This window comes from Aliivibrio sifiae, assembly GCF_002954705.1.
In the GTDB taxonomy this organism is placed as follows: domain Bacteria; phylum Pseudomonadota; class Gammaproteobacteria; order Enterobacterales; family Vibrionaceae; genus Aliivibrio; species Aliivibrio sifiae_A.
In genome coordinates, this window is sequence record NZ_MSCO01000002.1 from 1,241,539 (window position 1) to 1,266,048 (window position 24,510).

Sequence of the window (24,510 nt, forward strand, 5' to 3'; positions counted from 1 at the left end):
TCGAATAAGTATCAATAAGTTACTTCGGTACTTATTCAGTAATATTGAGTAAACATACACAGCAACGATTAAAACACCAAGAAATTTGCGGCAAATCTCGTGCAACATAAGTTTTCAAAAATAGAGGTAAAAGCTCAAGAAGAAATCACACATAAAGACATGCTTTGTGCAGGTAGGCAAATCATTACTATTTATTTCGTGAATGCTGTATGTAACTTTAAGATAAATATCTATTATTCACCCATAGACATACACAAGGATGTGTTCTTTCTTTGATAATAGGTAGAACATGAATTTTATTGATCTTACATTTTTAGATAAAAGAATCCTAACCCAACTGCAAAAAAAAGGTATGAGTGCTAATGAAGGCATTCGACTTATTAGTTATGAAATATATTATTTAAATTATAAAGATAGAGCCATAGTAAGAAAGGCTACACGCTTAATTGGAAATGCTAAAAAGAGCACCATTATTACTGCTATCCAAATGAACAAGCGAAAAAATTATCTTATTGAATTATATGAAAATTATGACGAATTCGACCACGTGAGTTGTGACTATTTATTTAGTGTATAGGATTGATGTCAATGAGTATGACAAAGAGAGATATTGAAGCAGCAATTATTATCATTACTTCTATGAGAAAATCAGCAAAGAAAACAACGAATATTATTAATCCTGAGACTAAAAATCGAGTTAATCAAAAAATATACGAATTAGAGTTAAAAGAGATTAACCAAAATCATGATTACCTTTCGTTCAATTAAATAATAAGCACCTCATTACAACCAAATTTAAGGTTATTCTTATCGTTATCACTAACTATAGACTAGCCCAGTAACCTTAAATACTAAGCTCATGCATTTTATCACGTATGAGCTTTTTTATTTTTGTATGAATGATGACGAATGTACTCTAAGTGACATTTCGTTAAATGGTCCCAAAAAATTTAGCCAGAAAACCAAAAACAAAGACCCCTAACCAACTCCACATACCTAAAGCATTCCACCACATGAACACTGTAAATTTCTTTGAGTCTGTTGATGCTCTTTTTCTAATAAATGGATATATGAAACAAAAATAAGAAAATAAACCACCAGCACCAATACTTACCATTGATATATAATGCTATCAGCTTATCGTTGTCCTCTTTCTCAACAGGCTCCATCGTTGGCAAAATTATCATTTCACCCTGACGTACTGGATTATTCAAGTGCTCATTGTGCTTTTGAATAAGGGCTTTGGTTGCCGTTGTAAACAAATCATCCCACAGCTCATCTTGCGATTAAGTTTTATCACACTGCATCCAACCTAAATCAAAAGCTAACTCCATCTTCGCCTTATCTAACTTAGGCGCGTGAATGTATAACTTATCATTCAGCTCATTTGCACTGGCTACAACCTGGTTTGGACGCTTCACTACTGGTGGCTTATCTCCACCTTTATCAATAATGCCTTGTATCTTGGCTTTGGTGTTATCAAATAGGGTTTGAGTCTCATCAATCAGCTGTTTTCTTACACGTTTAACGGTATCAATATGCCCAAGTGTTACCTTCTCTACTTCGCTGTAACCTGCTAATGACGCATTGCCTTTTACGCATTCTAATCAATTCCATGCCAACCCATTGCTTTGCAAGTTGTCGCAGATGTGCTTGCACCCGATGTTAGGCGATGGCAGTTTTGCAATGCAATGGTGGTGATGAGAATGGAAAAGTGGCGCTGTGGGTGGCTTTTGTATCATGCTATGATTGAATATAAGCAATAATAACTACAATAAAAAATATCCAATTTAACCACATAAATAAATCAAACGTTATTTTTTTGTTTTTTCTTCTATACCTAATGAATGGATATATGAAACAAAAGTAAGAAAATAAACCGCCCGCACCAATACTTACCATTGATATATAATGCTTTTTTTTAAACGTCTCAGGTTCTTTTGCCAAATCATCTACTAATTGATTTATATTTTTTTTATCTCCTAGACTATAAATAATCAAATGATATCCAAATGGAAACATCCATATTAACGCAAATAAAGCTATATATGACACTATATCTTCAATCATCTTAAATACCTTTTAAAACACTATCAATTGAGAATGTATTAAATCTACTATCAAGTATATACTTCTCCACTTCATCATTAGCAATAGATTCAATATCTGAATCTATATTATTTAAAATGCTCTCCAACGGTGATAGTTTATATAAATGCTCAACAGCAGATTTCGAAATTCCTGAAGAAATAGTACCACCAAATAATGCAGCACCACCAACGATAACCATAACAATAGGAGCAGAAGCAATACTAAAAAATGTAATTATACTACCAGCAGCAGCTACACCAATGGTACCGCCGACCCACCCTCCAACAACACCACCAGTTTCAATTACCGTATTTCGAACGCATGATTCAATACCATCGCAATTTTGAGATACATTATATACACTGCTCATTACGCTCAATCCAACAGCGATATTACCTGCGGCTTCTGCATGTTTGACCCATTTAGCAGTATTAGCAATACGCTTACCGAACTCACTAACACTACCTTCTTTAAGTATCTCATCAGCATTATGAATAAGAGATTTTGTTGAATAAACTCCAAGGGTCTTTTTAACACTTTTATTTACTGGGATATTAAGTGTTTTTTGAGTTAGTTTATCTAATTGCTTATCCAATATTTCTTTTAATACTTGGCGTTGCTGCGTAAAACTAGAACGATCTAGTTTTTTAGATAACATCTTCAGGTATAGTTCATCCAACTTAGACAATGTGGAAGAAACGTTTTCCAAATTCTTTTGCATCGCTGGAGCAACCGTACCAATAACAGCTCCCATATATGCAAAACCATCACTTGGCATTCCTGCATTCCAATATTCAACAAACTTGTTTTCAAGTACTTCAAAGTACGTATGATGAATTTGTAATTGCTCTTCCGTAAGATTACATAACTCTTCACTCGCCACTTTACATTCTTCTTTTAATGCTATGAGCTTATCAATATCCTCTTGCTCAACAGGTTCCATCGTTGGCAAAATTATCATTTCACCCTGACGTACTGGATCATTCAAGTGTTCATTGTGCTTTTTAATAAGGGCTTTAGCTCTTCTGAGGTTGCCGTTGTAAACAAACCATCCCACAGCTCATCTTGCGATTGAGTTTTATCAGACTGCATCCAACCTAAATCAAAGGCTAACTCCATCTTAGGTTTATCTAACTTAGGCGCTTTGATATATAACTTATCATTTAAGTCATACGCACTGGCCACAATCTGATTTGGACGTTTCACTACTGGTGGCTTATCTCCACCTTTATCAATAATGCCTTGTATCTTGGCTTTAGTGTTATCAAGTAGAGTTTGGATTTCATCAATAAGCTGTTTTCTTACACGTTTAACGGTATCAATATGCCCAAGTGTTACCTTCTCAACTTCGCTGTAACCTGCTAATGACGCATTGCCTTTTACGCATTCTAATCGAGATAGAAAACGCTCAAAAAAAGCATCTGCTACTTTATTGATGTGCTGTGCAGCTGCAGACCAGTCAAGGCTATCCCATGCTTTTTGTGGGTTACCACGACCAAAGTAACGTAAGTTTGCCCACAACTCACCGTAAGATGTTGAGGCATCTAACCAGATAAAAGAGTAAATCGCATCGGCATATACTGAAGTTGATATATTGGGTGAAGCGATACAAAGCAGTTGTGACACAAAATAGCGAACGTCTTTTTGCTCTATTGGCTCTTTATCCATTACTTTTAATAATGAGGTAGCGAACTCTTGTGCATCCCAATAGGTAAACAGTTGCGGAGAAAGATACTTAGCTTCTAATTCAATAATGGATTGCAGAGTCTCATTTGGGTAAGTTTGGCAGCCTAAGATACCCCATTGATATTGCTCTGCTCGGCTATTGGGCTTTCGTAACCAAAACGGATACTGCGAGCCTGCTGCTAATGAAAAGAAAGCATCATCACTTAATTCACCATAGCGCTGATTAAAATCTACAGGTCCAGGACCCCAATTGAATTCATTTGGGCTTTCATCATATTCCACTTCAAGACGCATATCTTGAGGTAATGGGTCAAGCGTGCATTTACCTCTGCCATCTAACTCACCAGAAGCAACGATATTGCCATCGCCATCTTTTACTTTAAAAGGTGCATTGGCTAAGTTTTCACAATAGATATTTACAGAATAAGTTTCTGGCTCTGGCGTACCAATTTGAATTGGTGGGTTTTGAACTCCGCTACACAAGGTATTGCCTGAATTCATGGTCATAGAATCAGATTGTCTTGCTACGCCTTGACCTTCTATTTTCACGGTAGGAGATGCACTGATGAAGGCTGCTTCACCTTGAATGGTTCCAGAAGCCACACCTTTTTTATCACCACCTTCATCCCCTGTACTTTTGGAAAAGATAGAACCTTTAAGGGCGACAGAGTTGCCGCCATCCATGGTCACGGTAGTAGAGCCATCAGCCAAGTCTGAAGATTTTGCGCTATTACCATAGGCGATATTAGAGGTCGATTTGCCCGTAGTAGTAGCACACACATCTGGAGAATCTGCACTTGCTTCTCCTCCCGAACCTTGATGAACTACACTTAATCCATTTGCACCTATTGTTGCCGCCAAAATATCACCATTGTTATCACATTTAATAGTGCAATTGTACCTTTAATAATGGCGATTATTAACATGACAAAATATTGGTTTTACTAGGTAAAGTAACTGAATGGTAAGTTATGGATTAGAGATCACTATAATTAATATATCAAACAAACTAAGCTCCCCCTCCCTCTCTGCATCAATTATATGCCCACTTCTTAATATAGATTAAAGTTTTGCTCTTTTCTTAGCGCTACTATTGCCGCCCTTTTATCCCAATGACATCATAGAACACTGAGAGGATTGCACTTGAGCACTTTGTTTACACAAACCCAGATTGGCAACATGACACTAAAGAACCGCTTTGTTCGAAGTGCAACGTGGGAAAATATGGCGACTGAAGATGGCCATATGACCGATAAGCTATACGATATCTACGAAGAGCTGGCAAAGGGTGACGTTGGCTTAATAGTGACAGGTTATGCAAATATCGTTAAGGAAGAAAAACCTAACGCTGGCATGATGGGTATGTACAACGACTCTTTTATTGCTGAATACCAAAAGCTGACTGAGTTAGTGCACAAGTATGATTCTAAGATTGCGATGCAACTGGCGTATGGTGGCACAAAGACCACTTATAACGTTGGCGAGCGTGTGATCTTCGCACCAAGTGACGTATGCGAAAGAGGTACAAAAACTCTTGGTAAAGCGATGACTAAAGATGAGATTGATTACATTGTTGATGCTTTTGCTCAAGCAAGCCGACGGGCACAAGAGTCAGGTTTTGATGGCGTAGAGATCCACGCTGCGCATACCTACCTAATCAATCAATTTTTAAGCCCATATTACAACCGTCGTGACGATGAATACGGCGGTAGCTTAGAAAACCGCATGAGATTCTTAATTGAAATTTATGCCAAGATCAGGAAATTAGTGGGCAATGATTTCCCTATCTTAGTTAAGCTAACCGCTACTGAGTTTTTTGATGGCGGTTTAACGTTTGATGACTCTCGTCTTATCTGTAAAAAACTGGAAGAAATTGGGGTCGATGCGATCATTGTTTCAGGCAACATTCACGGTAATGCGAGCACCATGATTGGTGAATCGTTCGATGGTTATACGCTGCAAGATGAAGGCTATTTTCGTGAGTATGGGGCGGTTATCAGTGACGATATTTCTATCCCTGTTATTACGGTGGGTGGTCTTAACGATATTTGTGCGATTGAAGCCATTGCTGAGAACACCAATATTCAATATTTTGCTTTATCACGCCCTTTACTTGCTGAGCCTCAGTTAATTAAGCGCTGGAAAGAAGGCAGCAGAGCAGAAGTAGATTGTGAGCGTTGCTCTAAGTGTCGCACTAAACGTGGTAATTTCTGCGTGGTGTATAAGAAAAGAAAGCCTAAAAAATCACAAGATTAATAAATAGATAGCAATAAGGGTTAGCGCAACGGCTAACCCTTAGTCTTTTTTCTACGGTTACTTATTCATATTCAGCAGAATATGTTTCTTCGTATGTATGTGAATAAAGCTCAAATAAATTACCAAATGGGTCTTCTAAATATACCATTTGAGATAGGTTATTATCGTCTTCTGGATGGTAACGCATAATATCCATACGCACCTTTCCGCCAAACTGTTCTGTACGTTCAATCACACCATGAAAATCATCGGTTTGAAGACAGAAATGGAAGATACCAATACGAGAGAAATCAACCTCGTGACGTTCTTGACGCTCTTTCATTTCAAATAATTCAAAGCCAATGCCGTCACTAGATAATAGGTGTGCAATATTAAAGCCTTTGAAACCTTCACCAAAAACAGCCACACACATTCTACCAATCGCCGTTTTGCGCTCTTCTTCAACTTTAGTATTTCCCATCACAACACTAAGGCCAAGTGCTTTAGTATAAAACTCAACCGCTTTATCCATATTGCCAACCATGATACCAACGTGATTCATTTTCATAATGTGCTCCAAATTCAAATAATATATTCAATGTTCGTTTCGATGGGATAAGTATATGGACAAGTACGAATTACAACAAATTATCAATAATTATAAAAATAATAACAAAACGTTATTATAAATCAGGTCGCGTCCTTTAAGTAAAAATGTGTATTAAAGCAGAATTTATCTCAGCAGCCTTAAACTGATTAAATAACAGTAGAAACTTTTAATTCGTACTCAAATTAAATTATCAGATTCAATATACCATCCAATTATTCACGAAATAATGAACTCATTACCTTACGTTTACAAAAAATATAACACCCAGTTATCACTTGAGATCCAACTCTACATAAATACACTCAAAAACAATGACTTAATTCAATCCTCTCTATTTTTATTTTTATTAAAAATACCGTAAAAACAAAGATACATACCATTTACCGTATGGATACTCTTGATAAGTACGCACGATTTAATTATAGTACTAATGATTTTTCAATCAAAGGAATTAAAAAATGAATCCCATACTGGAAGTTAAGGGACTGTACAAAGTGTTTGGAGAGGACACTGATCGCGCATTTTCAATGATTAATGAAGGCGCAAACAAAGGCGATGTTTTTGAAAAAATAGGATTAACCATTGGTGTTAATGACGTCTCTCTTAGTATTCAAGAAGGCGAAATCTTCGTCATTATGGGCCTATCTGGCTCAGGTAAATCCACTTTAGTTCGCCTCCTCAATCGACTTATCGAACCAACGAAAGGCAATGTTTTCCTTAGAGGTAAAGACATTGCACACATCTCTGAAGATGAACTTCGTCAAGTCCGCCGCAATAACATCTCAATGGTTTTCCAAAACTTCGCCCTAATGCCACACATGACTGTCGTTGAAAACGCAGCCTTTGGTTTAGAGCTCGCAGGTGTCAATATTGAAAAACGTAAACAATGTGCATTAAGTGCATTGGAAAGAGTTGGGCTTGATGTTTACGCTGAATCTTATCCTGATGAGTTATCTGGTGGTATGAAACAACGTGTTGGTTTAGCACGAGCACTGGCTTGTGACCCTGATATTCTCTTAATGGACGAAGCATTCTCTGCACTTGATCCCCTGATCAGAACAGAAATGCAAGATGAACTTATTCGTCTTCAAAATGATGATAAACGTACTATTGTCTTTATCTCTCATGATTTAGATGAAGCAATGCGTATTGGGGATAGAATTGCCATCATGCAAAATGGTGAAGTGGTTCAAGTTGGAACCCCCGACGATATCCTTAATAATCCTGCGAATGATTATGTAGAAGCCTTTTTCCGTGGCGTTAATGTCGCTAATGTTTTGACGGCAAAAGACATTGCTCGTAAAAAACCAGCGGCTATGTTTAAAAAATCAGAGCATGATGGTCCCGCTTCTGCTCTACAGTATTTAATGGATAACGACAGAGAATACGGCATTGTCGTAGATAAAAGCAGTCTCTACTCTGGCATTGTTTCGGTCGACTCTTTGCGTGAAGCTCATAATGATAACCGCTCTCTTATCAGTGCACAATTACCTGAAGGTTTAACGCTTAAACCAAGCCAACCTATTAATGATATTTTAGGTGTTGTTGCAGATGTGCCTTATTCAGTTCCGGTTGTTGACGAAAATGGCAATTATTTTGGTGTTGTGACGAAATCACGACTACTTCAGACGTTAGATAAGGGGTAGAACGATGTCATCAGATCAAACAAATAATGACCCATGGTCACAAACTACAACTGCGCCAAGTGCTGATCCTTGGGGTCAAACTGGCGACACTTCAGCTTCTGCTGATTGGCTAAATAGCGAAGTTGTTGAGACAAAACCTTTTGATATTTTAAACCCATTTGAAGAAGCTGTTCTACCCGTAGATACCTGGGTTGAATCAGGCCTAAATTGGTTAGTTGAACATGGACGCCCGTTATTCCAAGCAATTCGTGTCCCTATCGATTTTATCTTGAGCTCCTTTGAAACCACGTTAGTTTCTACGCCTGCCCCTTTCATGCTACTTATTTTATTTTTATTAGCGTGGCAGTTTTCTAACTTTAAACTTGGCGTGTCAACGGCTGTATCATTACTCGTTATCGGGCTCATTGGTGCATGGTCTCAAGCAATGACAACTCTTGCTTTGGTTATGACTTCGGTCTTTTTCTGTCTGCTTATCGGCCTACCCATGGGTATTTGGCTAGCAAGAAGTAAAACAGCTGCGAAATTTATTCGGCCAATACTCGACGCAATGCAAACAACCCCTGCTTTTGTTTACTTAGTTCCAATTGTTATGTTGTTTGGTATTGGTAATGTTCCAGGTGTTGTTGTAACCATTATTTTTGCACTTCCACCTGTTGTTCGTTTAACCATTCTTGGTATTCAACAAGTACCTGAAGAGTTAATCGAAGCCGGCCATTCATTTGGTGCGAATAAAAAACAGATGCTGTATCGAATTCAACTCCCTCTTGCCCTACCAACGATTATGGCCGGAGTTAACCAAACCCTAATGCTATCGCTATCAATGGTGGTTATTGCTTCAATGATTGCTGTAGGTGGTTTAGGTCAAATGGTGTTACGAGGGATAGGTCGTTTAGATATGGGACTTGCTGCTGTCGGTGGTTTAGGCATTGTTATCCTTGCTATTTTACTTGACCGAATTACTCAAGTGCTCGGTGTAAACGCAGGTAACACTAAACTACGTTGGTACCACATGGGACCCGTTTCTATCCTACTACGCATTTTTGCTCAAAAGAAAGAACAAGAACCAGAACTAAAACTTAAGGAGAAATAAGAATGATTAATTCATGGAAGAAAGCCCTAACGGTAAGTATCGTTTCAACACTCGCTTTATCAACAAACGTTTGGGCTGAGAAACTTCCTGGCGAAGGCGTCACCGTTCAAGCGCTTCAATCTACTGTTGCTGAAGAAACATTTCAAACCTCTATTGTAAACCGCGCACTTGAAGAGCTTGGTTATGATGTTTTGCCAACAAAAGAAGTGGATTATAACGTTGCTTATACTTCAATAGCGAAAGGCGACGCGACTTTCTTGGCTGTAGGTTGGTTCCCTCTTCATGCTGACAAATACAAAATGTCTGGTGGTGATGATAGTTTCTTCCGTCAAGGCCAGTACGTTAGTGGCGCTGCTCAAGGTTACTTAATCGATAAGAAAACCGCAGAAAAATACAACATTACCAATATTGGTCAATTAAAAGATCCTAAAATTGCTAAGTTATTTGATGCTAATGGTGATGGTAAAGCAGACCTAACAGGCTGTAACCCTGGTTGGGGTTGTGAAATGGTTATTGAACACCAAATCTCTGCATTTAAACTTGAAGATACGGTAACTCATAACCAAGGTAATTATGCTGCGATTATTGCCGATACCATTTCTCGTTATAAAAATGGTGAACCAATTCTTTATTATACTTGGACGCCTTACTGGGTAAGTGGTGTTCTTGTTCCTAACAAAGACGTTACGTGGCTAGAAGTTCCTTTTTCTTCACTACCGGGCGATCGTAAAGATGTTGATACCACTTTATCTAACGGTAAGAACTACGGTTTTGAAATGAACTCTATGCGTATTATTGCAAATAAAGAGTTTGCAGCACAAAACCCATCAGCAGCAAAACTATTTGAAATCATTAAATTGAATATCAATGACGTGAGTGCTCAAAATATGATGATGAGTAAAGGTAAAAACAGTACTGCAGATATCGAATCACACGTAACTGGTTGGATAAAAGCAAACCGCACTCAATTTGATGCTTGGATTGCGGAAGCAAAAAAAGCCGCACTGTAGTTTGTCTACCCTAATGCAGCTTTAACTCATTATTTGTGAATAATACAAAGGCCAATAGCATAAACTACTGGCCTTTTTTATATCAGTATTTTCTAGGCTAATCGATTATGGTATTTTTGTTCCATAGTCATTGGATAAATACGCTCTGTTTCTCTTGCTTCGTTTTATTTATATTACTTCCATCAACAACGCGTTAGACGGATGTTCTGTCTTGTGCTCTTGTTCATCTTATTTTAGGAAGTAGATATGACTCATCCAATTATTGCCGATTTAAACTCTCGTTACACAGCTAAAAAATACGATGCAACTAAACGCATCTCTGCAGAAGATATGGATGTGATTAAAGAAGCTATCCGTTTATCAGCGTCTTCAATTAACTCTCAACCTTGGAAATTCATCGTTCTTGAAAGTGATGAAGCTAAAGAGCGTTTCCACGGTACATTCGCAAACATGTTCCAGTTTAATCAACCACACGCAAAAGAAGCATCACATACGATTTTATTTGCACACAACCCTAAGTTTGATAAAGATCAATACAGAAAAGTAGTTGATGCTGAAGTAAGTTCAGGCCACCTTCCTGCTGAGCGTTACAACGATATGCTTGATGGCGCGTACGGTTTTGTTGAATTAAATACAGATGAAACAGGCTTTAACGGTAACTGGACTAAAGCACAATCTTACATTGCTTTAGGTAACACATTACACACACTTGCTCGTATGGGTATTGCATCTACGTCTATGGAAGGTGTTGATGCACAGCTAATTGGCGAAACATTTAAAGATGAGCTTGATGGTTATGTTTGTGACTTCGCTCTTGCACTGGGTTACCACAAAGAAGTTGAAGATTATAACCACGGTCTTCCAAAAGCACGTCTACCAATGGAAGATGTAATCACCGTTCTATAATATACAGAACAACCCTATGAGCTAATCATAGAAATGAAGGTCAGACAGATGTCTGGCCTTTTTTATATTTATCGCAATAAATCATAACAAAACGCTATTAAATTAATAATAAATCATAATTTATGCTGGTCGCTACAATACAGAGAAAGCAGGACAAGCATTAATTAGTGGCATTACTGATATGGTTGGCTTTGGTCGCCCATTTATTGCAAACCCTGATTTACCAAATCGTATCAAAAACGACTATCCATTAGCAAACCATGAGCCAAGCACCTTGTTTGGTGGTGCTGAAAAAGGCCTACTTGATTACCCTGAATATCAAGCAATCTAAGTAAGCCCATCTTATTGAAATAATCATAACCCTGCTCTTTTGAGTAGGGTTATTTTTTGATTACGTTCTTATTCATTTGGTACATAGCGTCAAAGTTTGGGATGTGTTGCTCCCAACGTGGTGACTCACCTATATACGCTTGAACGGCGGCAATAAACTCTCTAACTAAAGCCGTTTGTTGTCTGTGTGGATAGAGAGCATAAACAGCCAATCCTTGATTACAAATAGCGTAATTTGTTAATAATGGCGTTAATTGCATGTCTTCTATTGAACGAGCCAAGTTAGATGATGCTATCGTAGCGTAACCTAACCCATCTTGAACTGCTGCAAGCAAAGTGCTTACATCATTCACCTTGTAATTTCCTTTCATTTTATAATTATTAAACACACTTGAATCTGGTGTTTCACTGCACCTAACAACATCAACGGTTAATGAGCCATTACTGTAAATAACCGAAGGCAAGCTGACTAATTCTTCTGGCGTTTTAGGCTCGCCATAGTGCGCAATAAAATCATGGGAAGCTAATACAACAGCGCGAATATCTGCAATTTTTTTCGCGATTAAACTTGAGTCATCTAATCGACCCAACCTAAAAGCAACATCGAAGTGATCCGAAATAATATCAGAACGTTTATCATCCATTAAAAGAACGATCTCAACTTCAGGATAGCGCTTCATGAATTGGCTTATCACTGGTTGCAGATAGTGTTGCCCAATATGCAATGGGGCAGTAATGCGGATGCGCCCTTTTGGCACAGCATGATAAGAGTCAGCAATGGTTTGCACATGCCCAATGGTACTCACTAAATTATGCGCTTGCTCTAAGATCTCTTCACCTACTGGCGTTAAAGAGAAAGAGCGAGTAGAGCGATTAAGCAACTGCACTCCAAGCTCTGTTTCTAACTTTTTAATCTGCTTAGATAACGATGAATTATCCATATCATGCAATGCTGCAGCTTTAGTAAATGAGCCTTGTTGTACAACATCAATAAAAAGTGAAAGCTGATTAACCAGAGACATGACGGATCCTTTGTTTAAATAGAGAGGCATTAACTAATGACATTATAAATCATTAACTAAAGCCTATTATACTGGTCTAAATGTGAGATGGTATCAACGCATTAGCAGATAAATGACATTTATAGCTGCCTTCTATTCTACATACCAAGGGCTTTTAATAAATGCATTCTGCAAATTGATGACTGGCAAGCATTGAGGATAGAAGCTCTCTCGCTTTTTGTTTCTTTGCGATTTCATCATCTAATACATCTAGTCTATGCAGTTGCTGCAATAGTACTAGACGCTGAAGATCGTTTTCTGAATAGCTGCGATAACCATTGGCTTGTCGCTTTGCTGAAATCAGGCCTAACTTCTCGTAATACAACAAAGTTGAACGACTTAATCCCACGCGCTGCGCTAACTCAGAAATACGATACATAAACTCTTTTCCTCTTAGTTGATAACAAACACTATAAACTATGAAGCTTTAGACAGGTCAAGCGTTCACTCTTTTTAATACAAAAATAGAGCTATTTATGCTTCAATCTCTTCATGCTTTTAAATCAGAGACAATCATGACTATTGAAAAGTTTGAATCCATTTATCAACGAGCGGCGCAGCGTAAAGGTGGGGAAGCACAACTAGAGCTGATGCTACATAAACCATTATCACCAGAAGAATTAGCCGCGATTCCGGATGACCGTTGGTTAGCAGTATTTACAGAAAAGGTTTTTCAGTGCGGTATTTCATGGAATGTGGTTCGTAAAAAATGGCCAGAATTTGAAGAGGTTTTCTTTCAATTTCGTATTCAGCCTCTATTACTTCAACCTGATGAAACATGGGAAGAGAAAGCGAAAGATCCGCGTATTATCCGCCATCTAACTAAAGTAATGACTATCCCAGCCAATGCCTTGATGATAAATATGGCAAGCCTTAAATATGGTTCTTTTGGCCAGATGGTAGCAAATTGGCCTAGTGACGATATTACGGGGTTATGGGCATATCTTAAAAAACACGGAAAACGCTTAGGTGGTAATACGGGGGCTTATGCATTACGCCAAATGGGGGTCGATACCTTTATTCTTTCTTCTGATGTTGAGTGGTATTTACGTCATTGCGATATTATTGATAGTGGCCGAGATACAAAACGAGCACTTCAAGCAACAACTCAGGCATTTAATCACTGGAAAGCAGAGTCAGGGCGATCTTTGTCTGAAATTAGCCAAATAATTGCTTATAGTTGTGGGGATAACCGAATTCTTTAATAAAAAATACCACATCCAATGAAGTTAGCAGAGCAAGCAGAAGAAATGAAAGATCAAGTTTCACAATTTAAAACAAACTAATCCTTTCTGTATAACTAAAAAAGCACCTTACTAAAAGGTAATGCCGATCAGTTAGTCACTTTATTGAGTAATTATGCACTATTTATTCAATGTCTAATAGATATGGCAAAGTACCCGTTAAGAGAGTGAAAGATAGATACAACAAGGGCTCCAGAATGATTGTAATAAATTCGTCTGAAGCCCTTGTTTTTATTGATATTCGCTTAACTGACTGGCATTACTTACTAAAAGGTGCTTTTACATAAATAAAAAGGCAAATTATTCCTTTTTATTGATTTCAAGTAATATGCCAACAGCAAGCACAGCTAAAACGATAGTCACTGCGTAGCTCATCCAAATAACCAACTCTGTTAGTGGACTTAACCCTTCCGATATCAACATAACTCCTCCTTGAGCAAATTTCTTTTCGGTTACTCATTTTAAACATAACAATATTTATATAATGTGACTACGGCCAAAATCATGATCAATTTACACATAAAATTACGACGAAAAACCAAATATTATTATCACTATTTGTAACAATTACATATAAATGCTGTTTACGTCTAAATGAGCCTGACGAGCCCAAATATTGGTTTGATTAAACATAAATAGATCCCATACTGGTTCTACAAATAATAAGAATGATAGAGGATATATGGATAAGTTAGTTTGCCCATGCTGCCGTCAACATCAAGAGTGGTTTTATAGCGAAACAAGCTGTATTTGGTACTGTATTTGTGGACACGTCATTTTTATTGCATAACAAAAACTAAGCAAAATCAGTATTTTCTAACTACTATTATATTTCATAGTTCTTAAATTAAGGAATAATATGAAATGGATTTCAATATGTAGCTTTTTTTTGTTCTTATGCTCATTTGGCTCTTCTGCTACTTCGCTTCAAATTGCTTTTTTAGGCTACAGTAACCACTATGTTGACCGAAACTATGATTATAATGAAGACCATAAACTGATTGGCTTTAGCATTAATAATGGCTTTAGTGCTGCACATTTTGTCAACTCTTATAATAACAACTCCACACTTGTTGGGTGGAACTTTAGAATGGATGATGACCTTAAAATACAAAAGCTGTCATTTCGTTTAGGAGCGATGGTTGGTGTAGTTACAGGTTATGAACAAGAGCAAATAATTACTTATATTAATGAAGATATTAGCTTATATTTAATCCCTCAGCTTACTCTTTCTTATCCTGTAACAGACACAGTTTCGATCTCTCTCGTTAATGGCATTGTGCCTGACTCAAAGGGGGTGATTTCTATGCATCATTTTCAGTTATCATTCGACGATCTATTTTGATGTTTTAGCTTGTAGAATAATGCAGCTCCCACCCCATTCAATTACATTTAAGCTTGAGGTAATTTAAGACATTAGTAGGTAAATTTCATCCCTGTTACTTTGAACTTGTCTTAGTAAACATCATTTTATAAAGAGATTGGAAAAACACAGCAAAACCATAGCTAGCATCTGCTTTACCATATTCATCAACAGCATAAATAAAGTTTGATTTGAATTTTTCAACCGCTTTTTCTGCAGTATCGGCATAAATAACATCATCTTCCACTTCAAAACCTTGTTCTAATATCTCAGTCTTCTCTCGCCGAAATGTGCTTGAACTCATATCAAGAAAAGTATATTGCTTGCGTTCGCTATTAGGGATACAAAAAAATTGATACTTAGCCATGTTACTTTCCTCTATTTAAATATAACACCTCAAAAGTCATTTAAATTTGACTTGATAAAAATAATAAATCAAATATTTCACTCAGAGTCAATCATATTCAAAGCTATTCCCGTATCAAAAAACACTTTATATATAGCCTGACTTGTTTTTTCATCAAAAGTTTGATTTAAATCCGAAAAACTCAAATAACCATTGTTAAATATAAATTTAATTGTTGGTAATAACTCAAGAGGTAAACTCAGCTTTGCTGGTAAAAATGATATTGATTCAATTTCTACATGTCTAGGGATTACGGTAGGTAAAGTAAGCTCGATCATATCCTCAAAAACTTCATACCCCCAAGTACATTTATTAAAATAAAGAGTGTTATATTGAAATTCATTACCAGAAGAAGATTTTGGTACTAATTTTTGAAATGAAAATATCGATCTATATATATCATCAAGTGATAGCGATGTATTGACTGGAGGTAAATCTACAAATTTACGTTCTAGTTCATGAGGACTATCAATTGCTTTTAATAAAGGATATTCATCATAACCACTTAGATTATCAGAGCACTTCTGCAATAAAATATCTTTAATTGTTTTATATCTTAATATCACTGTAATGTGAACTGATACATCACTGGTTGTATATACGTCATGAGCAAATCCTTTTGGTATTGTAAATAAATCACCACAAGATATTTCACCTGTAAACTCATCATGTTTATCGGTGTCATTACTAACAACATAACCAGTGCTAGGATAAATAATATCTTCAGGCCTTCTAAATATACGCCAATACTTTGATCCTAATATTTGCATATTAAGTAAATGATGATAGTCATAATGTAGTGGACTTTTTTTGCTATTCCTAACAGAAATAAAAGCTTTAAGAGATACATTACACATACAGGTATTTGATATATCACTAGCTAAGTGAGAAAAAAAACCATCTACTGTTTCTAAATCATTAATAATATAGGAAACACCATTCTTCTTACATTGAAAAAGCACATCATCATATGAACCTTGAGAGATATATTCACCAGTGCAGCCACCAGCTAAACGATACTCTAATTGACCATGCCCATTAGCCATTGCAATCTTTAATTCTTTAAGTGCTGTAGATTTAAACTGAAATCCCAATGTATTTTCAATATTTACAACATCTTCTAAGCACAATAAGGCTGCTGACTTCCATTTACTTTTATTGTAAAATTTCATTACTTCTCCCAACACACAATACCTGTATCAGCACAAACCTCGTAGAGAGGATTGTCGCAATTTATCAAAGCTCTAAAATCATCCACAGCCTTCTTACAACCTTCAAGATTGTAATCATCGATAATGACATAACCACCTTTAGTAACTAATTGATAAAGATTAAGTAAGGTATCTCTTGTTGCCTCATACCAATCAACATCGATTCTAAGAACTGCTATATTATTTTCATATTCATCAAAACAATCTGGAATCCACCCCTTAACCAATAAAGGGATGTCATCAAGCCCATATTTCTTAAAGTTATTTACTACCGAATCTAAATCATATTTACAATCAAACATATATTCATCAAAAACGTTAGAGTAATGATGCCAAACTTCATTATCAAAAAGCGAATCGTGGTTACATGGTTTATCTAGCCCCTCAAAACAATCAAAAATATAGAGCTGACGCGATCTATCATATTCAGCTATCACACCCGCCATTAAAATTCCAATACCTCCTTTAAGCGTACCTACTTCTACAAAATCCCCCTTGACCTCTTTATCTAATACGGATAAGCAGCAATCAATAACATTTTTAATACCGAGCTTATTTACATAAGTATGAACAGGCCTATCTTTTCTAGCATAGGAAATAATTTTGGCGAAATGTGTAGGATCGCTAAGACTAGGATATGTTTTAAGAACTAAAGGGCAGCGCTTCTTTAAATCATTGATTACTAAACTACATTTATTTACTTCATTACTAGTAATTTTAATTTTGTCCGGGTCATGATATATTTCATTTCTGATCACTTTAGAAAGCAATTCAATATAATTAGACATTTTATCTCCTAACATAGTTAACTTTGATATTAAAATATGTAAATATAATAAAACCTATAATTCCTGCAATTAAAAGTAAGTATGAAGGAGATAAAAACTCACTAATTACAGCCCCTAATATTGGCCCCAAAATCATCGATATATTTTGAATAGACTGTAACTTTGCACTTAATTTAATCGCAACCGTCGAATTCTCATCAAATATATGCCTATTAAATAATACAGGAATACTAGCGCTAAAAATACCTATAACGAAAAATGTAATATATATTAAAAAATCAAACCTTACTGAATTAAATATTAAAAAAAGCATTAAAAAGCCTAAAAATACTCCAACCCCAGAATAATAAATAAATTTCAAGTCCTTTAGTTTTGATTTTGTATATAGAGAGAAATACCCAAACAAAGCATTACCAATCGCTGAAGAAGTAATTGATAAACTAAACATATACTTGGATAAACCTTCGTTTGAAAAAATTAAAGGTAAAAGGTTGTTACACATAAATACTAGTGTAAAATATATAAAAGCAGGATAATACAATGCCATCCTCCAATGTATAAGGCTATTTAAGCTTCTCTCTGGTATTATCTTAACAGAAGCATCTGATTTTTTTTTTATACTTTTACTTCTTCCTAAAAACAAAGAGAAATATATAGAAAATATAGTTATAACTGAAGTTATTGCAAAGGCAGTTTTTTCATTATAAAGACTAACAATAACACCACCTAGAAATGGAACTGCCATCTTAGAATAGGTATTAATTATACTCAAATACGATGAATACATTTTTCTTACGCTTTCAACTTGTTGACTACAATAAAAACTTACTACTGGTATGTATACTCCAGAAAAGGCAGATCTTAAAGCAACAATGATTAAAAATAAATTAATATTATCAATAAAAACCAAAGATACCGTAAGAACTGCTCTTATAAAAAAAGAGGTAGGGAGCAACCAATTCCTATAGTTACTCTCTAACAGCTTTATATAAAATTTCCCTAAAAAAACCTGCGGTAAAAGCATCGAAACGCTAGCTAAAGACACAATCAAAGGAGAGCTATCAACTCGATATGCTGAATATGTTAATATAGAAATAAAATCCAACCAATTAGCTAAACTAATTAAAGAAATTGTTACTATAAACTTTATTTTATTCGGCATTATCAACACTTATCAATCCATGTTTTACTAATTCTTTCACAAGAGCAATCTTGGATTTAATATCAAATGGGCCTTTTAAATCAAGTATTTCTTTATATTCACACACACTAATAAACTTAAGTTCTTCAGCGACTAAACTTGGAAGTGTCAAATATGGAGGAAGCCCAACCAGTTGATTTTTTTCTGGTACGATTATCGATGGGATAAAAAGCTTTATACTCTCTTCACTATCGGTAACTATTTTTGGTACCTGATGATTCGCCCATCTAATTTTTGTGTTTTCTGTAATCTTATTGATGGCTAATCCACTAGCCATCAAGCTATTATCAATTTGCGCTCGACCCGCCATTAATGATGATAAATATGCACTTGTAGTTATATCAATACTTTCAGTAATGAGTGAATTAAGATCTATAGTATTTAATGCCGATACTGCTGTTTCTGAACATAAATCTTGACCTAAAACACGATTCCTTAATAAAGGTTCACTTATTGCTAGATAATCTAGAGAATACTTTAATATATCCAAAACTGTTGTTGCAAAAAAACCAATACTAATATGTATAGAATGCTCATCTTTTGACTCTGCGCAATGAGGGTGACCCGATGGAATATAAAGGACATCACCGGGACTCAATAAAAGCTCTCTAGTTGGCTCACCTACCTCTTCTTGAGTTATAGTCCTAGCCATTGGTTTTCCAGGATTAAATTCACACTCATCCCATAGATACCACTTTTTAGTACCTTCGATTTGGATAATAAATACATCCGAAGTATCAAAATGTACATTTAATCCTTTTCTATTTGGAGAAGTCCAAAAGATTTTAGCCCAAGAAATACCACCAAAATACTCAACTAATTCACGACACAATGGGGCAATTGATGCCTCTCGCCTTTCCAGTTGTTCTATTTTAAGGCTAGCACCTTCAGACATTTTTTCTTTCAAAAAAGAAAATTGTGATTTAGTAAAAAAGTCTATATTTGCATGAGGATATGAATCACTTTCATCTCCATATACCATTACAAATTTATGTAAAAAACCTTCGAGTGTAATTAAATAATTTTCTATCTCTTGAGAACTAAAATAATGATGTAAATTTGATGATAGCGGAAAATACTCACTTTTAATCCCAAAATATTTATTTAAGAAAAGTTCATTCTTGTATATTTCTTTAAACCATTCATTCATATTAAATGTCCAATTAATTATATAAAAAGAGGGGTCTCCCCCTCTAAGATCTAATTTTATATACAACTAGAACATAACTAATTGAGCTCGTTGCGCAATAGCTGAAGCTTCTACATATTTAATTTTCGATAAATCTAATTTCATATTTATATATCCTTAAAATTAAACCCAACATTATTATTGGAGAAGCAAATGTACCAACAATACAAATTAAAATGCAACATCTTTAACACTTAATTTATAAAAATATGAAGCATATTATTTACATATCTGTTATTAAACATGGTAAAAGCTAAGTCCCAAAAGGCTTCTTAATTAAAATTAATGCTTTCAATCCTTTTGAAATAAAACTGTATTTAATTATCATATAAATATACAAATGGACTTATTTGAACACATACAAAAAAGCCCCATTAAATATATTCATTTAATGAGGCATAATTATATTGTGATTTTTATATTAATTTATGGAGTAACTACGCCAAACCATAAATTAAACTGGTCAAAGACTGACATCAGCTGTTGAAACTTAGCTTGATCTGAAACCGTAAATTCTCCTGATTTCATTTCATCTTTCAATGTCGCTTTTTTCGTCATCATATTTTCAAACGCTTGACGTGATAACGTAATGTTCAAATCCGCATTATCAAATTGAGTACCTGTGTATGATTTCAATACTGAATTACTTAAATCCATTGAGTATTTACCATCGCCTTTCACATCGATATTCACTTTTAAGTTCATGCCTTTTGCTATATCGGGCTTCACTGTCACACCTAAGTATTTCATGAACTGATTAAACGGCATATTCACGGCTATCGCAGCTGTATTTGGCGTTGCAACTGGTTTAATACCATTACGCAATTCTTTAGCGCCACCCAAATAGTAGTTTCTCCAAGGACCAGACTCTGATTGGTAGCCTAATTGCTCCATTGCATCCGCTTCTAAGTAACGTGCATCCATGTTTTTAGGATTAGCAAAGGTGACATTATTTAACAACGTCACAGCCCAGCGGTATTCCCCTTTCTTAATCGCAGCCTCTGCAATCTCAACAACTTTTTTCTCTCCGCCCATTGCTTCAACGTATTTTGTGCCCTCTTCCGTTGGCGTTAATGGGTTTAAGTTTGCTGGGTTACCATCCCACCATGCGCCAAAGTAGTAATCATACGTTGCACGTGCATTATGAGAAACGGTGCCATAGTAACCACGGTTGTACCACTCTTTACCTAATGAGTCTGGTAGCTTAATTTCAGCTGAGATCTCATTTGGTGTATAACCTTTATTTGCTAAACGTAACGTTTGGTCATGCACAAATTTGTACATATCTCGAGTTTTCGCTAGCTGACCTTTAATTTTCTCTTGTCCCCATGTTGGCCAATGGTGAGAGGCAATCATTGTGTCTGCTTTGTCGCCATAAGTGTGCAGAGCTTGATCGACATAAGCTGCCCATGAAGAGGCATCACGAGTTTTAGCACCACGTAATGTCGAAATATTATGAATGGTATGCGTCATTACTTCTGCTGCCATCATTGTTTTATATTGTGGGAAATAGAACATAAACTCAGAAGGTGCTTCTGATTCTTGAGCCATCATCACTTCTAAATCAACACCGTCAATCGTCATTTCTTGACCAGTGTGCTCTGCAATTTCGGTTGGTTTTACAATACCAGGAGAGCCTGTTGATGTTGTTTTTCCTAAGCCACCATCAACCATTCCTTTATTATTTGCATCAAGAAGGTTGCCATACATGAAAGACGAACGACGTGACATGGTTGTTCCGGCCATTAGGTTTTCAGCAATTGAATGCGTGAAAAACCCTTCAGGAGCCGCAATCACAACATCGCCATTATCAATGTCTTTTTGTGTGGTAACACCTAAAATCCCACCAAAATGGTCTACGTGTGAGTGAGTAAAAATAACGCCAGTAACGGGTAGATCTTCCACATTATCACGCAGTAGTTTTAAACCTGCCGCAGCCGTTTCTGGAGAAATTAGTGGGTCAATAACAATCCAGCCATCATCACCACGAATGAATGACATAACTGACAAGTCAAAACCACGAACTTGATATACGCCATCTTTAACTTTAAATAACCCATTAATGTTATTTAGTTTTGCTTGGCGAAGTAAAGAAGGGTTTATCGTTTGAGTATTTTCATCTTGGTTGATGAAATTAAACTTTGAGAAATCCCAAACGACATTTCCTTTTGCATCTTTAATAGTTGTTTCTGGCCACGTAGCAATAAAGCCACGCGAAGCATCTGCAAAGTCAGATTTATTGTCAAAATTCAAATATTGTTTTAATTGGTCGTTCTTTTGAATAGTGAATGTTGTGGCTTCTTTTGGCTGGCTAGTTGTCGGTGCGGCAAACACAAACGCAGGCGCTAAGGTAGCAATAACAGCAAGTGATACTATGGATTTTTTAAATGACATAATTTCTCTCTAAATAAATGCGAGCAATCTATTTTGCCCATCGATTTATAAATATTAAGAGTTATCAATTAAACAATCGATAATGCCATACTTAAAAGTGGATTTATATTTACTTAATCCACTATGCGGATTTACTCCATTAATTCATAAATACAAACTGGTTAAGTCTTTCGTAACCTCTTCAAATACCTGCTTTAACCACTGATGGCCAGTATCTGATTGCTGTGAATTATGCCATGTCATATAAACAGGCAGAAGATGAGATTCAAAAGGTAAAGGCAATATTGTTAATGGCAGCATTTTAGACATCATTTTTGCGTGCCATACACCGGTGACACATAACCAATCCATTTGAGCTGCCATCATAATAGAATTACAAGTAGATCCTGTAGCATAAGCTTCTTTTCGCTGAGGTAACTTATCAAGCACTAATGAATCCATGATGTAATTATCCATTCTTTGAGTTTTCCACAATAAGTGTTGCTCAGCAAAGAACTGCTCTTGAGTAATACTGTCTTTAATTCTTGGGTGGCCTTTTCTGCATACCACAACAAGCTGCTGCTCAAATAACAATTTATTATGATAGCCATGCTCTTCAAGTGGTACGGTTGCCAAAATTAAATCGACCTTACGCATACGCAAATCAGTCTGCCTGTCCTTTTCATTGAGATGCTCAATATCGGCTTTGAAGTTCACGTTAGGGGCAAGTTCATCTCGATATTTAATAAGGGGAGGAACGACCATTAGGTCTAAGTCTTTATGGCTTGAGATACGAAAGGTTCGCTGGCTTGTTGCAGGATCAAACGCTTGGCGAGATTTAGAACCATTTAACAATCGCTTTAAAGGCTCTTGGATTTCAGCATGCAACTCTATCGCAAAATTAGTAGGAACGATCCCTCTTCCTTGCCGAATAAATAACGGATCTTGATATTGCTCTCGTAAGCGATTTAATGTGTGACTAACGGCTGGTGCACTAATACCTAAATTTACTGCTGCCTCATTCACACTGCGTGTATTCATTACAACATCGAATGTTTTAAGTAAATTTAAATCCATGAATTCCTACCACATCAGTTATTTAGTGGTGTGATTATAAGCAGTTTTTCACTTAAAAATCTAACCTGTCTTGATGGGTTTTACTTTATCTTAGCAATACAACAAAATAACCTTACAAAAATAAAGTTTAATTTATAAGATTAAAGCGCATTAGTTGATTAATTTCTACTCATAATATCGCTTCATTGTTAGCCTTAATTATATAACAACGGATTGTTAATCTCAGTGGCTATCATTCTTTCAAAAGGATAGAGCAATGCGTGATCTTATGAATTATTTTTCAAACTCTGATATCAAAATCCACCACGATTTTGCTTCTTCGTTACGCCTTAATCCTCAAGTCTTTAATTACTGTAATTCATCATATCAATTACCAGTATCATCCAAGCAACGTCTAGAGCGTTATCTTGCTTTAGGGCAACCATTTCTGATGCCTTATGGAAATCTAAATCAAGCAGACACTTTAATTGCCTTTTCGTTTGGTGATAGCTCTGATGTGAACATTCAATTGAGTGAACTGGCTGAAAAAATCCAAGATTCATACCCCAATATTCATGTACAACTTCAACAAGAAATTGCGCTGCATTACCCTAGAAATAAACAAATAAATATTATTGAAAACAAGAATTACCAAACCACCGCCGATATTGCACGCGAAGCCTTAAATAATATTGATTCACGTAATGTTGTTGTCGTTGCTCAATCTTGGCATGCGAAACGTTGTATCGATACCTGTAAACAACAAGGCTGGAATGTCGTGGGTTTACGTTGTGTGGATTCCTTCCCAAGCCAAGACCCTCAACCTTGGGTCCAAAACCCATTAAATTGGTTAATTAAAGAAAGTCATAGAGAAATTGCGACAGGACAAGAAATCAGCCAATTATTTCAACTTTGTTGATAATGTAATAGACCGCGTTAAATTGTGCTAACCTTCTAATTGATATAAATAAAAGAACTTCGTTATTTCTCGTTCGAGAGTAACATCACGTTTTT

At 36.0% G+C, this 24,510-nt stretch carries 24 protein-coding genes and 3 pseudogenes; 11 read left to right on the forward strand and 16 right to left on the reverse strand.

What is annotated here, in order from left to right; translation table 11 throughout:
- The first annotated feature begins 289 nt into the window (after positions 1-289).
- Both BTO22_RS16475 and BTO22_RS16480 read left to right on the forward strand, forming a co-directional pair.
- Positions 290-577, forward strand: coding sequence for a hypothetical protein (locus BTO22_RS16475; RefSeq protein ID WP_105056408.1), 288 nt, complete (start codon positions 290-292; stop codon positions 575-577).
- A gap of 11 nt (positions 578-588) precedes the next feature.
- Positions 589-768 (forward strand): hypothetical protein, encoded by a 180-nt coding sequence (locus tag BTO22_RS16480; RefSeq protein WP_105056409.1) that lies wholly within the window; start codon positions 589-591, stop codon positions 766-768.
- A gap of 163 nt (positions 769-931) precedes the next feature.
- Here the strand turns inward: BTO22_RS16480 and BTO22_RS20365 are convergent.
- The 5 genes and pseudogenes from BTO22_RS20365 to BTO22_RS16500 all read right to left on the reverse strand — a co-directional run.
- A pseudogene (locus BTO22_RS20365) lies at positions 932-1,129 on the reverse strand (hypothetical protein); the annotation flags it as partial.
- 157 nt (positions 1,130-1,286) lie between these two features.
- Positions 1,287-1,421 (reverse strand): hypothetical protein, encoded by a 135-nt coding sequence (locus BTO22_RS20280; protein ID WP_258132650.1) that lies wholly within the window; start codon positions 1,419-1,421, stop codon positions 1,287-1,289.
- A gap of 322 nt (positions 1,422-1,743) precedes the next feature.
- Entirely contained in the window at positions 1,744-2,070 is a 327-nt protein-coding gene (locus BTO22_RS16490) for a hypothetical protein (RefSeq protein ID WP_105056411.1), read from the reverse strand.
- 1 nt (position 2,071) lies between these two features.
- A complete protein-coding gene (locus BTO22_RS16495; RefSeq protein ID WP_105056412.1) occupies positions 2,072-3,079 on the reverse strand; it encodes a hypothetical protein in 1,008 nt (335 codons plus the stop codon).
- The gene (locus BTO22_RS16500) at positions 3,076-4,638 is read right to left on the reverse strand and encodes a DUF4150 domain-containing protein (protein ID WP_181044675.1); all 1,563 of its coding nucleotides are present in this window, start codon (positions 4,636-4,638) and stop codon (positions 3,076-3,078) included. The genes BTO22_RS16495 and BTO22_RS16500 overlap by 4 nt, the downstream gene beginning before the upstream one ends.
- Positions 4,639-4,920: 282 nt before the next feature.
- Here BTO22_RS16500 and BTO22_RS16505 point away from each other — a divergent pair, with 282 nt between their 5' ends.
- Positions 4,921-6,033, forward strand: coding sequence for an NADH:flavin oxidoreductase (locus tag BTO22_RS16505; RefSeq protein ID WP_105056414.1), 1,113 nt, complete (start codon positions 4,921-4,923; stop codon positions 6,031-6,033).
- Between the two features lie 61 nt (positions 6,034-6,094).
- On the opposite strand, the gene BTO22_RS16510 is transcribed toward BTO22_RS16505, so the two are convergent.
- Positions 6,095-6,580: a VOC family protein gene (locus BTO22_RS16510; protein WP_105056415.1), complete on the reverse strand. Its 486-nt coding sequence runs from the start codon at positions 6,578-6,580 to the stop codon at positions 6,095-6,097.
- Positions 6,581-7,080: 500 nt separating this feature from the next.
- On the opposite strand from BTO22_RS16510, the gene proV reads away from it, so the two are divergent.
- The 5 genes and pseudogenes from proV to BTO22_RS16535 form a co-directional block, all read left to right on the forward strand.
- Positions 7,081-8,268, forward strand: a complete 1,188-nt coding sequence (gene proV / locus BTO22_RS16515) for a glycine betaine/L-proline ABC transporter ATP-binding protein ProV (RefSeq protein WP_105056416.1) — start codon at positions 7,081-7,083, stop codon at positions 8,266-8,268.
- 4 nt (positions 8,269-8,272) lie between these two features.
- Positions 8,273-9,358, forward strand: coding sequence for a glycine betaine/L-proline ABC transporter permease ProW (proW, locus tag BTO22_RS16520; RefSeq protein WP_061029826.1), 1,086 nt, complete (start codon positions 8,273-8,275; stop codon positions 9,356-9,358).
- A 2-nt stretch (positions 9,359-9,360) separates the two neighbouring features.
- Entirely contained in the window at positions 9,361-10,368 is a 1,008-nt protein-coding gene (gene proX / locus BTO22_RS16525; protein ID WP_105056417.1) for a glycine betaine/L-proline ABC transporter substrate-binding protein ProX, read from the forward strand.
- 246 nt (positions 10,369-10,614) lie between these two features.
- Complete coding sequence (locus BTO22_RS16530) at positions 10,615-11,274, forward strand: nitroreductase family protein (RefSeq protein WP_105056418.1); 660 nt, start codon at positions 10,615-10,617, stop codon at positions 11,272-11,274.
- Between the two features lie 115 nt (positions 11,275-11,389).
- Positions 11,390-11,605, forward strand: a pseudogene (locus BTO22_RS16535) (oxidoreductase); the annotation flags it as partial.
- A 49-nt stretch (positions 11,606-11,654) separates the two neighbouring features.
- Here the strand turns inward: BTO22_RS16535 and BTO22_RS16540 are convergent.
- Together BTO22_RS16540 and BTO22_RS16545 are read right to left on the reverse strand one after the other, a co-directional pair.
- A complete protein-coding gene (locus tag BTO22_RS16540; protein ID WP_105056419.1) occupies positions 11,655-12,626 on the reverse strand; it encodes a LysR family transcriptional regulator in 972 nt (323 codons plus the stop codon).
- 187 nt (positions 12,627-12,813) lie between these two features.
- Positions 12,814-13,044, reverse strand: a pseudogene (locus BTO22_RS16545) (MerR family transcriptional regulator); the annotation flags it as partial.
- Between the two features lie 136 nt (positions 13,045-13,180).
- Between BTO22_RS16545 and BTO22_RS16550 the strand changes: the two are divergent.
- The gene (locus BTO22_RS16550; protein WP_105056594.1) at positions 13,181-13,870 is read left to right on the forward strand and encodes a DNA-3-methyladenine glycosylase I; all 690 of its coding nucleotides are present in this window, start codon (positions 13,181-13,183) and stop codon (positions 13,868-13,870) included.
- Between the two features lie 339 nt (positions 13,871-14,209).
- Here BTO22_RS16550 and BTO22_RS20285 read toward each other — a convergent pair whose 3' ends face one another.
- The gene (locus BTO22_RS20285) at positions 14,210-14,332 is read right to left on the reverse strand and encodes a hypothetical protein (protein WP_258132652.1); all 123 of its coding nucleotides are present in this window, start codon (positions 14,330-14,332) and stop codon (positions 14,210-14,212) included.
- A 436-nt stretch (positions 14,333-14,768) separates the two neighbouring features.
- On the opposite strand from BTO22_RS20285, the gene BTO22_RS16555 reads away from it, so the two are divergent.
- A complete protein-coding gene (locus tag BTO22_RS16555) occupies positions 14,769-15,254 on the forward strand; it encodes a hypothetical protein (protein ID WP_105056420.1) in 486 nt (161 codons plus the stop codon).
- 94 nt (positions 15,255-15,348) lie between these two features.
- On the opposite strand, the gene BTO22_RS16560 is transcribed toward BTO22_RS16555, so the two are convergent.
- The 7 genes from BTO22_RS16560 to BTO22_RS16590 form a co-directional block, all read right to left on the reverse strand.
- Complete coding sequence (locus BTO22_RS16560) at positions 15,349-15,639, reverse strand: hypothetical protein (protein WP_105056421.1); 291 nt, start codon at positions 15,637-15,639, stop codon at positions 15,349-15,351.
- 77 nt (positions 15,640-15,716) lie between these two features.
- On the reverse strand, positions 15,717-16,850 hold the full coding sequence (locus BTO22_RS16565; protein WP_105056422.1) for a JmjC domain-containing protein: 1,134 nt from the start codon (positions 16,848-16,850) through the stop codon (positions 15,717-15,719).
- A complete protein-coding gene (locus BTO22_RS16570; protein WP_181044676.1) occupies positions 16,850-17,677 on the reverse strand; it encodes a TylF/MycF/NovP-related O-methyltransferase in 828 nt (275 codons plus the stop codon). The genes BTO22_RS16565 and BTO22_RS16570 overlap by 1 nt, the downstream gene beginning before the upstream one ends.
- Position 17,678: 1 nt before the next feature.
- Positions 17,679-18,839: an MFS transporter gene (locus tag BTO22_RS16575; RefSeq protein WP_105056424.1), complete on the reverse strand. Its 1,161-nt coding sequence runs from the start codon at positions 18,837-18,839 to the stop codon at positions 17,679-17,681.
- Positions 18,829-20,028: a JmjC domain-containing protein gene (locus tag BTO22_RS16580; RefSeq protein WP_105056425.1), complete on the reverse strand. Its 1,200-nt coding sequence runs from the start codon at positions 20,026-20,028 to the stop codon at positions 18,829-18,831. The genes BTO22_RS16575 and BTO22_RS16580 overlap by 11 nt, the downstream gene beginning before the upstream one ends.
- Positions 20,029-20,493: 465 nt before the next feature.
- A complete protein-coding gene (locus BTO22_RS16585; RefSeq protein ID WP_105056426.1) occupies positions 20,494-22,461 on the reverse strand; it encodes an alkyl/aryl-sulfatase in 1,968 nt (655 codons plus the stop codon).
- A gap of 144 nt (positions 22,462-22,605) precedes the next feature.
- Positions 22,606-23,517, reverse strand: coding sequence for a LysR family transcriptional regulator (locus tag BTO22_RS16590; protein WP_105056427.1), 912 nt, complete (start codon positions 23,515-23,517; stop codon positions 22,606-22,608).
- A gap of 256 nt (positions 23,518-23,773) precedes the next feature.
- Between BTO22_RS16590 and BTO22_RS16595 the strand changes: the two genes are divergently transcribed.
- Positions 23,774-24,415, forward strand: coding sequence for a hypothetical protein (locus BTO22_RS16595; protein ID WP_105056428.1), 642 nt, complete (start codon positions 23,774-23,776; stop codon positions 24,413-24,415).
- Positions 24,416-24,510 lie beyond the last annotated feature (95 nt).